Annotated in this window: 14 protein-coding genes; 7 read left to right on the forward strand and 7 right to left on the reverse strand. The window is 60.1% G+C overall.

Features of this window, described 5'->3' with window-relative positions; all coding sequences use genetic code 11:
- Positions 1 to 19: 19 nt before the first annotated feature.
- A complete protein-coding gene (locus tag F6A13_RS11210) occupies positions 20 to 1,081 on the reverse strand; it encodes a C40 family peptidase (RefSeq protein ID WP_126604308.1) in 1,062 nt (353 codons plus the stop codon).
- A gap of 510 nt (positions 1,082 to 1,591) precedes the next feature.
- Here F6A13_RS11210 and F6A13_RS11215 point away from each other — a divergent pair.
- The 6 genes from F6A13_RS11215 (at position 1,592) to F6A13_RS11240 (ending at position 7,550) form a co-directional block, all read left to right on the forward strand.
- A complete protein-coding gene (locus tag F6A13_RS11215) occupies positions 1,592 to 2,848 on the forward strand; it encodes a carbohydrate porin (RefSeq protein WP_113526507.1) in 1,257 nt (418 codons plus the stop codon).
- 32 nt (positions 2,849 to 2,880) lie between these two features.
- A complete protein-coding gene (locus F6A13_RS11220; RefSeq protein ID WP_113526616.1) occupies positions 2,881 to 3,168 on the forward strand; it encodes a FeoA family protein in 288 nt (95 codons plus the stop codon).
- Complete coding sequence (gene feoB / locus F6A13_RS11225) at positions 3,165 to 5,513, forward strand: Fe(2+) transporter permease subunit FeoB (protein WP_126604309.1); 2,349 nt, start codon at positions 3,165 to 3,167, stop codon at positions 5,511 to 5,513. The genes F6A13_RS11220 and feoB overlap by 4 nt, the downstream gene beginning before the upstream one ends.
- Positions 5,510 to 5,824 carry a FeoC-like transcriptional regulator gene (locus tag F6A13_RS11230; protein ID WP_113526505.1) on the forward strand — a complete coding sequence of 105 codons (315 nt, stop codon included), beginning with the start codon at positions 5,510 to 5,512 and terminating at the stop codon, positions 5,822 to 5,824. Before feoB ends, F6A13_RS11230 begins: the two co-directional genes overlap by 4 nt.
- 105 nt (positions 5,825 to 5,929) lie before the next feature.
- Positions 5,930 to 6,802, forward strand: a complete 873-nt coding sequence (gene aguB, locus F6A13_RS11235; RefSeq protein ID WP_126604310.1) for an N-carbamoylputrescine amidase — start codon at positions 5,930 to 5,932, stop codon at positions 6,800 to 6,802.
- A complete protein-coding gene (locus tag F6A13_RS11240) occupies positions 6,795 to 7,550 on the forward strand; it encodes a gamma-glutamyl-gamma-aminobutyrate hydrolase family protein (RefSeq protein ID WP_126604311.1) in 756 nt (251 codons plus the stop codon). The genes aguB and F6A13_RS11240 overlap by 8 nt, the downstream gene beginning before the upstream one ends.
- On the opposite strand, the gene F6A13_RS11245 is transcribed toward F6A13_RS11240, so the two are convergent.
- From F6A13_RS11245 to F6A13_RS11260, 4 genes are read right to left on the reverse strand one after another with little or no spacing between them, the layout of a single operon-like run.
- Positions 7,547 to 8,194 carry a VTT domain-containing protein gene (locus tag F6A13_RS11245; RefSeq protein ID WP_113526502.1) on the reverse strand — a complete coding sequence of 216 codons (648 nt, stop codon included), beginning with the start codon at positions 8,192 to 8,194 and terminating at the stop codon, positions 7,547 to 7,549. The two genes, F6A13_RS11240 and F6A13_RS11245, sit on opposite strands and share 4 nt — an antisense overlap.
- A gap of 28 nt (positions 8,195 to 8,222) precedes the next feature.
- A complete protein-coding gene (locus F6A13_RS11250) occupies positions 8,223 to 8,579 on the reverse strand; it encodes a hypothetical protein (protein WP_126604312.1) in 357 nt (118 codons plus the stop codon).
- On the reverse strand, positions 8,576 to 9,328 hold the full coding sequence (locus F6A13_RS11255) for a type 1 glutamine amidotransferase (RefSeq protein WP_113526500.1): 753 nt from the start codon (positions 9,326 to 9,328) through the stop codon (positions 8,576 to 8,578). Before F6A13_RS11255 ends, F6A13_RS11250 begins: the two co-directional genes overlap by 4 nt.
- Position 9,329: 1 nt before the next feature.
- Complete coding sequence (locus tag F6A13_RS11260) at positions 9,330 to 10,256, reverse strand: LysR family transcriptional regulator (RefSeq protein ID WP_113526499.1); 927 nt, start codon at positions 10,254 to 10,256, stop codon at positions 9,330 to 9,332.
- Positions 10,257 to 10,340: 84 nt separating this feature from the next.
- Between F6A13_RS11260 and F6A13_RS11265 the strand changes: the two genes are divergently transcribed.
- A complete protein-coding gene (locus F6A13_RS11265) occupies positions 10,341 to 10,943 on the forward strand; it encodes a TM2 domain-containing protein (protein WP_113526498.1) in 603 nt (200 codons plus the stop codon).
- 20 nt (positions 10,944 to 10,963) lie between these two features.
- Here F6A13_RS11265 and F6A13_RS11270 read toward each other — a convergent pair whose 3' ends face one another.
- Both F6A13_RS11270 and F6A13_RS11275 read right to left on the reverse strand, forming a co-directional pair.
- Positions 10,964 to 12,109, reverse strand: coding sequence for an aldo/keto reductase (locus F6A13_RS11270; RefSeq protein ID WP_126604313.1), 1,146 nt, complete (start codon positions 12,107 to 12,109; stop codon positions 10,964 to 10,966).
- Positions 12,106 to 13,272 (reverse strand): acetoin utilization protein AcuC, encoded by a 1,167-nt coding sequence (locus F6A13_RS11275; protein ID WP_113526615.1) that lies wholly within the window; start codon positions 13,270 to 13,272, stop codon positions 12,106 to 12,108. Before F6A13_RS11275 ends, F6A13_RS11270 begins: the two co-directional genes overlap by 4 nt.
- Between the last annotated feature and the right edge of the window lie 38 nt (positions 13,273 to 13,310).

Consider the following 13,310-nt stretch of genomic DNA (forward strand, 5'->3'; position numbering starts at 1 on the left):
GCGAATGGTTACTTCGTCGTCAGGAAGCGCTGGACACCGGCAGACGGCGCGCCCCGTCAAAACGTGCGGCCCAATAAGGGTCATTCAAACTCGCTACGCGAACCCCTGTACTCGGGGTCTGGGCGCTGACAAAGTGCTCGTCACCGATATATATCCCGACATGGGAAAAAGGCCGGTGCAGAGTGTCAAAAAACACCAGATCGCCCGGCTTTAGATCATCCCGGGAAACCCTCCGCAACTGGGCGGCCTGGGCATAAGACGTACGCGGTACATGAATATCAAACTTCGCCAGGATGTATTTGACAAAACCGCTGCAGTCGAACCCTGAGACTGGGCTCATCCCGCCCCAGCGATAGGGAGCACCGATGAATTTGAGCGCAGAAACCACCATCCGGCGAGGGGACAGCCAGGAACCTGTGTCAGGATGGCCATCCGAATCCGCATATCTCCCTTCCTGCGCAATAACATCCGCCAGTTGGGCGGCCGCCTGCGGCCCGACAGCGACATTTCCACTGCTTTCTAGAGCCTGCAAAGGGTGGCGGGTCCAGTGATAAGCCTGACTCGCCAGCATCTCCAACGCCAGCCGCAGATGCGATTGCTGCGGCAGCGGGGCCCCAGGCATCGGATCAACTGGAGCAGCCACCGGCCGTTTCGGAAGAACCACTGGCACGTCATCCGTCGCCATCCCGGTCTTGACCAGGCCCAGCGACTGGTCGACAAAAACGGGGCTGGTTACGTTATCGCTATCCACTACCGGGAAGGACTGCATGGGGAAGCCGTAGGTCGGAACGGTCTGCGGAGCCGCACCAACCCCAGCAAATTCAACGGGGGCAAGATGCAGCAACCGTAACGCCGTCGGCGTCAGCGAGGTGTAGTCACCTTTTGCGGCACGTGTCGCCTTGTGGTGGGAGCGCAGGTAAGCATGGTGAACGACCCTATGCAAGGGTGTGTGGGTATGGTGGTGACTGACCCTATGCAAAGGCTTGTGAGCCACCCCGTGCGGGGCCGCCTGACACACACTGATCCCGCCTAAAAACGTCATTACCGCCATGGCAACCCGCCAGCGATGTTTTTTTTGCATTCGTTCGTCTCCCGAATTACCTGGGAATCGCCGCTGCGTAATCTGCCCGTTGGCCGATTATGCAGAGACATTGCCATTTCTCAAAACAAGACAGAGAAACTTCGAGGCTCTCCCTACCTACAATAAAAAAGCCGAACAAGTTCGGCTCGATATACATACTGCACTCCAGATGCGGACACATGGCGACAACCCAGAGCGCCGGCCGGACTACCGGTTACGCGGTCACTCTCTCCCAAACCAAGTCTAATATTAGTCATTAGTAAAATCAATGGTCCATAGCTGTTCTTTGGGACTATAGGTCGTATTCATCCCCAAGGCAAGACCCCATCGCTAGTCATGAAGCGCTATGGCGCACCTCCGGGGCAAGCCCGGACAAGTGCCATCGATACCATGACGGCAACAGGATTCTGAGGCCACGCCTGCTCTGGTCAGGGATGATTGACATGCAGCCTTCTCTATATTTACCATAATAGGAATGAGTCTTATTACATAAATAAAGGAGCGTACCCCATGCCCTGCCTTTTTCGTCTGGCCACTGCCGTGCTCATCCTCTGCGCTGGCACTTTCGGGCCATTTTCTGGTGTCTGGGCGGCGGAGGATCCAGCGGCCTGGAGAAACGGCCCTGTCCCCGATGCAACAGGCCTTTCTCCCAAATATCTGCCCGCTTACCGTCATCTGACAGACGGCATCTCCTGGGCTGGGCATGCCGACAGTGAGCTATTTTCCAACCTCACCGGCGGCATTCGCCGGGGCAGCGAGGGCAACCTTGCCGGCCAGATTGGTGGCGAGTACGACACCGAGAAGGCCGGTCTCTGGAAGGGCGGAAAATTTAGCCTTTCCCTCATGGGCATTTATAGCAGCGGGGTCCAGCAAAATTATAGCGGCGACATCCAGACGGCCAGTAATATCTGGGCACCCGACGCGGTCCGTTTTTATGATGCCGCCTTTCGCCAACGCTGGACGGACTGGATCAACACCCGTGTCGGTTACATGGATGTGAATTATTACTTCGACGTCACTGCCAATGCCTTGCAGCTCATCAACAGCTCCTTTGGCATAACGCCGACCATGACCGTCAACGTCCCGGGTACCGCCACCTATCCTTATTCAGGCCTAGGTTTCCTGGTGGGTATCCATAACGAGCATCTGAGCAGCAAGGTTGCAGTATTTCAGGGCGATCCACAGCACCAGACCTCCGCCTTCGATCGCGGCTACATGGCGTTGTGGGAAGGCGGCCTGCACTGGGGCAAAAAAGAGGACGAGGATCTGGAGAACAATGCCGACGATTACGGCGAGTATGTGCTCAAGATGGGTGCCTGGCATTATCAACAATCCAACCCAGACCGCTACGGGCTTTCCCCGACCACCTCCGGCATCTATGCCGTGGCCGAGGGCAATTGGGATCTATCCGGAGAACGGGAACTGGGCGCCTTTATCCAGATGGGCGGTGCGCCGCAGAACCTCAATCCCGTACCTTGGTATCTGGGCCTCGGCTTGCGCCTGGGTCATCCCTTCCCCAGTCGGCCCGATGACAGCCTGTCCGTGGGCATGGCTATGGCATGGTTACGCTCCGGACCCGTGGCGGAGGCCCTGGGTGTGGAGCCAGCAGATATTCGCGGCGCGGAAACGTCCTATGAATTGACCTACGTGGCGAAACTCACGGAGCATGTCAGTCTGCAGCCGGACCTTCAGTATATTCAGCATCCCAATGGCTATTATCCGGATAGCACCGTTGGCATTCTGCGCGTACATGTTGAATTTTTCTGAAGTCCGACGGATCTGCCATGGACGCTTTCATCATGAATTCATCTATCACTTCCCCATCCGAGTCACTTTTCATCGGTGATCTCCGCCTTGGCGACCATGCCCGGGTGCTGGAAATCACCGGAGGCAAAGTCATGCAGCAGCGCCTGGGCATGCTGGGTATCCGCCGCGACACTCCTGTCCGCGTGGTGCACGGACCCGGCAAACGCGGCGCGGTCTTACAGGTAGGCGGCGCACGCATCGCCCTGGGCTGGGGAGTCATCCAGCGTATCCGCGTAGCCGTCATCCCCACTGAAAGCACCCATACCGGAGAAAAAACATGAGCGACTGTCATGACACACCACAGCGCAGCCCGGTGTCGGCCAGGTTGCCGGTCATCGCCCTGACCGGCAATCCGAACTGCGGTAAAACTACCCTGTTCAACCTACTGACCGGCGCCCACCAGCATGTAGGCAACTGGCCCGGCGTCACTGTGGAACGGCGCAGCGGCACTATGACCATGGGCCGCCGCAAAATCTCCGTGGTAGACCTTCCCGGTGTCTACAGTCTGATGGGGGGTGGCGGAGAAGATCAGCGGGTGGCGCGCGACTTCCTGCTCGATGGCCAGGTCGATCTGATCGTCAACATCGTCGACGCCTCCAATCTGGAGCGGCACATGGCCCTGACCGCCGAGCTTCTGGAAACAGGGCGGCCGATGGTTCTGGTTCTGAACATGGTCGATGAGGCGGAAGCCCACGGTCTGCAGGTACGCAGCCATGAACTCTCAGCAGCCTTGGGTGTTCCGGTCATCCCCATGGTAGCCCGGAAAGCCAGGAACCGCACCAGGCTGATGGAGACCCTGACCCAGGCACTGGATCACCCCGCCCTGGGTAATGTGCTCGATTATGGCCAGCTTATCGATGCGGCACTCACCGCCCTCGGCATCCTGCTGCACGGTGACCCACCGGCACACCGGCGCTTTACCGCCCTGCGCCTGCTGGAAGGGAACACCGACCCGACCGACCCAAAAACGCAGCATGCTCTGCAACAGATCAGCAGCGAACTCGCAGTAACAAGCGATGAAACCCCTGCCGACCTGATCATGGACCGCCGCTTCGCCTGGGCGCAGGAAATGGCCGCCATTGCGGTGCACCGCCAGGGTCCGGCCGGGCTCCGTCAAAAAATCACCGACCGACTGGATCGGGTGGTATTGAACGACTGGCTGGGCGTGCCGGTTTTTCTGGCGGTACTGTATCTGGTTTTCGTCGTCAGCTTCAGTGGCGGCAATATCTTCCTGGACTTTTTCGATCAGGCCTCGGCAGCACTGCTGATCCATGGCGTCGGTCATCTACTGCTGAGCGCCGGGCTGCCCACCTGGCTGATCTCCATCATCGCCGGTGGTATCGGCGGCGGGCTGAATCTGGTGATTTCCTTCATCCCACCCATCGGCCTCACTTTTCTCTTTCTCGCCTTTCTGGATGACTCGGGCTACATGGCCCGCGCCGCCTACGCCATGGACCGCCTGATGCGCCGTATGAGCTTACCCGGCAATGCCCTGGTGCCCATGGTCATCGGCTTCGGCTGCAATGTACCCGCCATCATGGGCTCGCGCATCATCGAAGACCCGCGAGGGCGTATTCTGACCGTGCTGATGCAGCCCTTCATGTCCTGCTCCGCACGCCTGACCATTTACATGGCCTTTGCCGTCGTGTTTTTCCGCAGCAACGGCGGACAGGTGGTCTTTGCCCTCTATGTGCTGGGGATCATCGTTGCCCTACTGACGGCGTGGCTACTTGGCAAAACCGCCCTGCGCGGCGAGGTACTGCCCTTCGTCATGGAACTGCCACCCTATCGCCTGCCCAGTTTCCGCAGCGTGTTTCTCCAGGCCTGGCAGCGCCTGAAGGTGTTTATCTTCCGGGTGGGTCGGGTGATTGCGGTCATCGGCGTCGTGCTCTTTATTCTCCCCGGCATCGGCTGGACGGATCGCGGTCTGCGCAGCACCGACATCGACCATTCCCTGCTCGCCCAGGGCAGCCGCGCGCTGGTCCCGATTTTTGAACCCATGGGCGTTCATCAAGACAACTGGCCCGCCATTTCCGGCCTGATTGCCGGGGCGGCCGCCAAGGAGATCGTGATCGGCACCCTCAACGGCATTTATCAGCGGCAGAATGCAGCCGACCTGATGGCGGACTACCGCGATCCCGATATTGCCGGGCAACTCCTGGGCGCGATCAAAACCATCCCCGCCAACACGGTTACTTTTTTTACCACGCTGGATGATCCGCTCGGCCTCTCGGCCATGGACTCCACGGGTACCGCCGAACAGGCCTCCGGTGCCGAAAGTGCGACCCTGCAAGCCATTGCGGCCGGATTCATCCCCCTTTCCGCCTTTGCTTATCTGGTCTTTGTGCTGCTCTATGTGCCCTGCGCCAGCACCATGGGGGCACTGCGCCGGGAAGTCGGATGGGGATGGATGAGCTTCTCCCTGCTTTATGGCACCGGCCTGGCCTGGAACGCCAGCACGATGATTTACCAGACGGGCACCTTCGCCGAACATCCGGGATCCTCTACGGCATGGATCGCCGGAGTGCTGGCAGCTTTTGCCTTGCTGGTCATCGGGCTGCGGCTTTATGGACAACGCAGCGACGCCCTATCCAAGCCATCTCAGAACCGAAGGGCGTCGGCATGAAACCGTTATTCGCAGTTCGGGAGGTGCTACAGAAACAAGGCATGGCCAGCGCCAGTCAGATAGCTGCGGAATTAAAGCTCTCGGTCGGACTGGTCGAGGACATGCTGATGTACTGGCGGCGGCGCGGCGTGGTAGAGCAAGTATCCGTGGGCACCTGGGGAAGTTGTGGCCGGAGTTGCCATTCCGGCGGCTGCGGCACTTGCAGCAATGCCTCCGCGTCTCCTGTTCATGTCTACCGCTGGTGCGGCGGTGGGGAGAAGGCAGTGACGACAGCCCAGCCCGCCGTTCCACCGACTTGGCATCAACCATGAACTGGCGGGTGGTCACTTCACCTATTGTCTCCATGATGGGGTTCTCTATACTTATCCAACAGGCCGGAAATGATGTTTGATTGGCCATGACGGACGAGGTGACAGGTGCGGGTAACAGTGGCAGCCATTCAGATGGCCGTTGGCGAAGACGAGGCCGAGAATATTGCAAAGGCGCTACAGCAGGTCAGTGTAGCGGCCGATGCCGGAGCGAGGATCATCCTCCTCCAGGAACTCTTCAGCACGCCGTACTTCTGCAAGGATCAGAATCCCGATTTCCTGACCCTGGCGCAGCCCCGCGACAGCCACCCGGCCTTGCTCGCCATGCAAAAGCTGGCGCGGCAACGCGAAATCGTGATCCCGGTCAGTTTTTTTGAGCGCGCCAATAACGCCTTCTTCAACAGTCTGGTGGTTTTTGACGCCGACGGCAGCGATCTCGGGCTCTATCGCAAGGCCCATATCCCGGACGGCCCCGGCTATCAGGAAAAGTTTTATTTCAGCCCCGGCGACACCGGGTTCCGCGTGTTTGACAGCCGCTACGGACGCCTCGGCGTCGCCATCTGCTGGGACCAATGGTTCCCGGAAGCGGCGCGGGTGATGGCCCTGCGGGGTGCCGAAATACTGCTCTACCCCACTGCCATCGGTTCCGAGCCTCAGGCGCCGGAAATCCACAGTCGCGGACACTGGACCCGGGTCATGCAGGGCCATGCCGCCGCCAACCTGATCCCCGTCGTGGCTGCCAACCGGGTGGGACGGGAAATCGGCCGGGAAAGCGAGATCACCTTCTATGGCGGTTCCTTCATCAGCGACGCGACCGGCGCACTCATCGCCCATGCCGGTCAGGAAGAAACCATCCTCTACGCCGATCTGGACCTGCAAGCCCTCGCTGCCCAGCGGCTGGAGTGGGGACTCTTCCGGGATCGCCGCCCGGAACTCTATGCGCCCATCCTGACTTTGGACGGAAATCCGCACCGTGGATGATTCCCATCCCTCCGCACCACCCGTTATCGCCCTGAGTGCCTATGAGCGCAACGGGGAGGCCTTTTCCCTCGCCCCTCAATATGCCGCCGCCGTTTGTCAGGCGGGTGGGTTGCCCGTCCTCTTTCCGCCTCAGTGCCCCGAAGCCCGGGTCATTCTGTCGCGCTGTGATGCGCTCGTGCTTACCGGCGGCGGCGACATCTCTCCCGATTTTTATGGCGCGCCGTGCGGCAACAGCGTCCACGCCGTACACCCGGATCGCGATGCCGCCGAGATCGCTCTGGCGCGGGAAGCCATCGCCCAGGGTATCCCGGTACTCGGCATCTGCCGCGGACTGCAGATCATCAACGTGGCGCTGGGCGGCGACCTGCTCCAGGACCTGCCCACCAGCATCGGCACTCGCATCTGCCATCGCAATGCCGAACATGACCCCGTCCTGCATGAGGTCATCGTCCTGCCGGACACGTTGCTGAGAGGCATCGTCGGGCAGGATACCCTGGAGATATCCTCCTGGCACCACCAGGCCATCGCAAATATGGCCCCCGCGCTACGCATCAACGCCATCGCCGAAGATGGCGTCATTGAAGCCGTGGACATGCCCGACAATCCGGACGTCTTCGCCGTCCAGTGGCACCCGGAGCATACCGCCGCCGGTGACCCGCACCAACAGGCCCTGTTTGCCTGGCTGGTACAGCGCGCCGCTCGGCGCCTGGCGCGCGGGGTGGGGGAATACGGCGCCACGAAAAACTAGCGGGAGGGGGTCCCAGCAGGCTGCAAACGCTGCTGCAGCCATGCCAGCACGGCGGGAATCAGCGAAACCACGATGATGGCGACAATCACCAAACTCAGGTGGCTTTTGACCCAAGGAAAGCGTCCGAGAAAATATCCCGCACCCAGCAAGCCTCCCACCCACAGGATCGCTCCTGTCAGATTGAAGCCCAGGAAGCGGCGATAGGGCATGGCCGCAATACCGGCCACAAAGGGCGCGAAGGTTCGGATAACCGGCAAAAAGCGGGCAATGATCACGGTCTTGCCGCCGTGTCGCGCATAGAAGCGCCGGGTCGTATCCAGGTGCCGGACATTGAGCAGGCGCCCGCCAAAGAGGTGGACACCCCAACGGCGGCCCACCGCGTAATTCACCGCATCACCCAGCACCGCGGCCGTCACCAGCAGACCCAGCAGCCCGGGTGCGCTCATGACGCCCACCCCGGCAAGTGTGCCACAGATAAAAAGCATGGAGTCACCCGGCAAAACCGGCATGATCACCAGCCCCGTTTCCGCAAAGAGGATCAGGAACAACAGGGCATAGACCCACGCCCCGTATTCCTGAAGAAGGATGGTCAGATATTGGTCGAAATGCAGCAGGATCCGCAGGAGGTGATGAATATCCGGCATTGGCGCGATCACCCTCTGTGACGCGGACTCACGCGTCTTCCGGTGCGCCGCAGTAGCGCTGATAGTGACGTTCGAACATCTTCTCCAGTTCCATAATCACAGACTCCGCCGCTTCCCCGCCCACCACATGCCTGGACATCAGATTGGAGGTGTCGTTGAGCATTGCCTTGGCATCCAGCATGGCATAGCTCTCGCGCAGGCGTTTGATGGCGCCGACGACGGTCTCTCCGTCTCTGGCGGGCAGCATCTTCGGTTCCTGGGGTGCCACCGCCGGCTCCGGCTGTTGTCGGCTTTTCAAGAAATCAGCGAAGGCCAGTACCTGCTCCTGCTCCGCACTCCCGAGTTTGCGCAGGACGCGGAGAAAATGACGCTCCCGGCTATTCATACATCCGCTCCGGTATCCACCTTGAGAGAAAACACCCGCGGCTTGCGCTTCTCGGTCATGAGGGACAACTCGCGGACCATGGCGATGATGACCCGGTCCGTGGTTTTCTGCATCTCCGGCCACAACGTCCGCGCCTGTTCCAGAAGTTCCCCGATATTCTCGGGGGTTTCGCGGCCTTCTTCCATGAGGATATCTTCAATCAACCCCGGCTTCATCTCCGGCCGGAACAGCAGTCCCACAACACCGTCCTCCGCGCGGAAGGCAATCCAGCGGCCGTCATCATCCACCACCAGCGGCTTGATGTCTTCCGGCAAGGTCGCCGTCCCCGGAGACCAGACCATGACTCGGGCGCCGTCCACCGCCTGCGCCAACGGGTCGTCCCGGCCTGCCTCCGTAGCATGTGCCGTGGTGAAATAGGCGTTATGGTAAGGCTCCGGGTGCAGTTCCGCCCCTTCGTACTGTGCCAGCAACAACGCGCCCAGACCGAAGCCCACCACCGGTCGCTTCGCCTTGCGAAAAATGGCGATGGTATTGAGCTCCTGGGTCAGCCACGTGTAGCGGTCCGACTCCAGGGGGGACATTGGTCCACCCAACAGGAACAATGCATCAAAGGTCAGGGCATTGCCCGGCAGTTCGCCACTGAGAAAAACCCGGAAGTAACTGAAACCGATGTCGCGTTTCTCCAGTTGACTCTCCACGATGCCCAGGAATTCCGAGTAACTGTGCTGCACGACAGCGAAATGCTTCATGTCAAACCTCCCGACGCACCGGCACCGACAGCATGTCCCTGCTACAGCGATCCTTGGCGAACTCCAGAAATTCATCCATCACCAGACTGCGGAATTTCTGCTTCTGATAGACGAAGGAATAAGGACGGGCCAGCGGCGGATCCAGCGGGCGGGCCAGCAAAGTTCCCAACGCCAACTCCTTGAGGACAGTCGCCTCAGAAACGACCGCCACCCCCAGCCCGCCTTCCACGGCGCCCTTGACGGCTTCGGGGCTGCCCAGCTCCATGGTAATATTGAGATCGTTGGCATCCACGCCGACCTGATTCAGGTACTCCATGGTCACCTCACGGGTGCCCGATCCTTCTTCACGGGACACGAAGGGATAATCCAGCAATTCCTGCGGCGTCACACTTTCGTGAGTGCCCAGGACATGGTCGGGGTGGGCAATCACAATCATGGAGTCCATGCAACACTTGAGGGTGGCGAGGCTCTTGTTGGTTACCAGACCTTCCACCAGCCCCAGATCGATACTGTTATCCTCGATCATGTGGACGATTTTATCCGTATTACCCACATACATACGTACCTGCACATCGGGATACTTCATTTTGAAGTCACCCAGCACCCGGGGCAGCATGTATTCGGCAATGGTCGTGCTGGCACCGATGAACAGATGCCCGCGCAGATCGCCCGTCATTTCCCCCACCCGGTTGGACATTTCGCCATAAAGCGAGATGATGCGCTCAGCGTAATCATAAACCACCATACCGGCCTCGGTGAGGCTGATGCGATTATGGGTGCGATCAAACAAGCGCGTGTTGAACTGTTCTTCCAGCTGCTTGACCTGGAAGGTCACCGCCGGCTGGGTCATATGCAGCGTATCCGCGGCCTTGGTAAAGCTGAGCAGCCTTGCCACCGTATGAAAAACCTGTAAACGCCTGTCTGCCATGGAAATCCTCAAGTCGCCCGCGACTTTTCGCCAGTTTAGGGGTAATATCTGAGCGCTTCAATACAGTATTACGGAGGATACCCCATGCCCAAGGCTTGGGAAAAGCTCGATCTGCAAGGCGCTGGGGTACAGAGTCTACAAATTCGTCTGCAAAAACTCCAGAAAAAATCTCTATGGGGTTATCTGTACTGGTGTTGTTTCCCGGTCGGCGCCCATCGCTTCTACCTGGAACAGCCGTGGGCATGGGCCTTTCCGCTGGTCAGCGTGGCGATTGTCGTACTGGCTTTTTTGGGTCTGACCTGGGAGGCAGTCGGTTTCGCCGTCGCACTCTGCGTCGCTGCGCTTTGGGATCTCCGCCGTATTGGTCTGTGGATCAGCGCTTACAACAAGGATCTGCGCAAGGCGAGCTGGTTTGCCAAACAAACGCCGGCCGCTCCCGCCGATTACCAAGGGCGCGCGGACGCCGGGGAACACCTTATGCAGTGGCAGCGCGAGCTACAGGACTATACCCAAACTAAGGAGAGCGAGCGCGCCGGCCATCCTGCCGCCAATGCGCCCGGCAGGAAAGGCTTTGCACCGGGCCAGCGCCGACTTTCTTTCGCGGAACAGGAGCGACTGCTTGCGGAGATGGCGAAATCCGCCAAAAGCACAGCGGCGAAAAATCCACCCGATTCCGCCGAAAAGTAAGCGGAAGCCGTTCCCCCGGCCTATTGCTCCTTTTCAAACATGGCCAGATAACGTTCTTTGGAAAGCGGAAGCTGTCTGGCTACCGCCAGGACATCAGGGAGATGCAGCGGGGTGCTGAGCCCCACCAGAGTGACGCCTATGCCGGGCGTGGAGCGCACAAACTGAATGGCGCGCTGCGCGGCATCGGCCAATTCCGGCATGGCTTCCTGCAGGGACGGCACCTCTTCCCGCGCCAGCAGACCCTTGCCAAGGGGATGGCTGGCCATGATGGTCAGCTTGAGCTGAAAAGCCGCCTGGATGGTGGAGCCGATGTTGCCCTGCCCCGTGACCTGACTGAAACGGGTGTAGGCCTCCGGCATCAGCGCGTTGAAAGGCAACTGCACTACTCGTAGATGATGGCGATTCCCCTGCCCCGCCGCCTTCTCCGCCAGGCCGATAAGGCTGGTCAGGGACTGGAACAGGGTATTATCCGTCTCCACCCGGCAGGCATTGAAGGTGGAAATGCCGTAGTAGCGAATCTTGTTGGCCTGCACCGCCGCTTCGAGCATGGTGAACACATCCACCAGTTTGCGATACATCTGTTCTTTGTCAATCAAAGGGATATGCACCTCCGGCTGATCCACCAGAAACACATCCAGGGTTCCCAGACCAGTTTGCGCGCGCAACATATCCAGTTGCCAGGCAATATATTCGGGGCTCAGGCAGTGAACCCCCTGAACCAGGTCCTCCTCTTTGCCCAGCCCCTTGGCCGCCACCTCCTCACGGAAGAATGTCAGCGGATCTTCTGGCCGTCCGCCAGGGAAGGTCAGAAAGCCCCCCTTGCCAACCACGAAAAACTCCTCACGCTGAATACCTGCCGCCATCGCCTTCGCGATACCTACACCTACCGCTCGCCCGGCCCGGCCGAGGCGGTAGTTGGCACCCGTGTCGACGACGTTGATGCCCGCCTGCAAGGCCCGCGCCACAATGGCCGCCACCGCGACATCCGTCACATCGTCCACGCCACCGGGGAAGGTACCGACACCCAGGGAGGATAGCTTGATGCGGGTGTTCAAAAAGTCACTGAAGTGTTCGTCAGCGAGGGTCCCGGCGAAGCGCGCCACATAGGCCTTGGTACCCGCACTGTTGGCGGCCCCCGGAATCAGTCCATTTTCCGCAGCATTCACGCAGCGTTACTCCTGTTGGCAAAGAGGGGATGGTGGTGCAGCAAAAAGTCCAGGCGTTCACGCAGCTCGGCACGCACCGGGCCGGGCCGGGCCGCATCTTCCAGACTCAGGAACTGTTGACGATAGTCTGGCGCATCCTCATCGTCCAGTTCCCATTCGACCGCCTGGAGCAACGCTTGCCCGGATGCGGGCAATTCCGCGGCTAACGAGCGACCGCTGAGAATCGCCCAGAGACCGGTCCAACAGCGCGCCAAAGCAACGGGATGATAACCACCCCCGCCCAGGATCAGCAGACGCGGACTTTCCGCCACGATCTGGCGCACGACTTGCCAGAATAAGCCGTTGGACACCCGAAACCTACTCAAAGGATCCGGTGCGAGGATATCGGTGCCCGCCTGCAGAACGACGACGTCCGGGCTAAAGCGCTGCAAGACGCGAGGCCATAACTCGGCAAAAGCCAGTGTATATTCGCTGTCATTCACTTCTTTGGGCAAAGGCAGATTAACCGCCAGCCCCGGCCAGTCGGTAAGCTTGCCGCCCAGAAAGGGATAGGCGTAGTCCGTATCCATGTGCAGCGACGCCGTCAGCGTGTCCGGATCCTCCACAAAGGCCGCCTCCACCCCATCACCATGGTGGGCGTCCATATCCCAATACAGCACCCGCAGACCGGCGCGGCGCAGGCGCTGAATGGCAAGCACCGGGTCGTTGAGGTAGCAGAAGCCGCGCGCCTGACCCGGTGCGGCATGGTGCATCCCGCCCGCGGGGCTGAAGGCGGTTACGCCTTCCAGCACGGCTTCCGCCGCGAGCACGCTGGAACCGGTAGCCAGGGAGGGCGTATCGAAAAAACCGGGGAAATAAGGATTCTCCAGCGTACCCAACTGATAACGCTGACGATCGCTGTCCTGCACACCGCCGCGAAACTGCGCCCGCTCAAAGGCCTGTATGTACTCTTTCGTATGAAAGCCGAAGAGTTCCCGATGGCTCGCCGGGCGGCCCTGCCGGTATTCTTCCGGCGCCATGGCCCCGTAACTGTTGATGAGGTCCAAAGTCAGAGAGACCCGCGGAATCGCCAGGGGATGGTTACTCCCATAACTCGCCCGCCGGTAACGCGCCGCTCCGACGAAAACCGCTGGGCGGGTCGCGGCGATCTGCGGGCGCAGCATTCCCTGCTCGTTCACGCTGCCGGCAACCGTCTGCGCCT

The sequence above is a fragment of the Acidithiobacillus sp. 'AMD consortium' genome (genome assembly GCF_008926505.1).
Lineage (GTDB): Bacteria > Pseudomonadota > Gammaproteobacteria > Acidithiobacillales > Acidithiobacillaceae > Acidithiobacillus > Acidithiobacillus ferridurans.

Excerpts from the sequence above, each read along its gene's own strand:
- F6A13_RS11215 (WP_113526507.1), top strand. The coding sequence starts at position 1,592 with ATGCCCTGCCTTTTTCGTCTGGCCACTGCCGTGCTCATCCTCTGCGCT.
- F6A13_RS11265 (WP_113526498.1), top strand. The coding sequence starts at position 10,341 with ATGCCCAAGGCTTGGGAAAAGCTCGATCTGCAAGGCGCTGGGGTACAG.
- F6A13_RS11255 (WP_113526500.1), bottom strand. The coding sequence starts at position 9,328 with ATGAAGCATTTCGCTGTCGTGCAGCACAGTTACTCGGAATTCCTGGGC.
- F6A13_RS11230 (WP_113526505.1), top strand. The coding sequence starts at position 5,510 with ATGAAACCGTTATTCGCAGTTCGGGAGGTGCTACAGAAACAAGGCATG.
- feoB (WP_126604309.1), top strand. The coding sequence starts at position 3,165 with ATGAGCGACTGTCATGACACACCACAGCGCAGCCCGGTGTCGGCCAGG.
- F6A13_RS11260 (WP_113526499.1), bottom strand. The coding sequence starts at position 10,256 with ATGGCAGACAGGCGTTTACAGGTTTTTCATACGGTGGCAAGGCTGCTC.
- F6A13_RS11275 (WP_113526615.1), bottom strand. The coding sequence starts at position 13,272 with ATGCTGCGCCCGCAGATCGCCGCGACCCGCCCAGCGGTTTTCGTCGGA.
- F6A13_RS11245 (WP_113526502.1), bottom strand. The coding sequence starts at position 8,194 with ATGCCGGATATTCATCACCTCCTGCGGATCCTGCTGCATTTCGACCAA.
- F6A13_RS11210 (WP_126604308.1), bottom strand. The coding sequence starts at position 1,081 with ATGCAAAAAAAACATCGCTGGCGGGTTGCCATGGCGGTAATGACGTTT.
- F6A13_RS11250 (WP_126604312.1), bottom strand. The coding sequence starts at position 8,579 with ATGAATAGCCGGGAGCGTCATTTTCTCCGCGTCCTGCGCAAACTCGGG.
- F6A13_RS11220 (WP_113526616.1), top strand. The coding sequence starts at position 2,881 with ATGAATTCATCTATCACTTCCCCATCCGAGTCACTTTTCATCGGTGAT.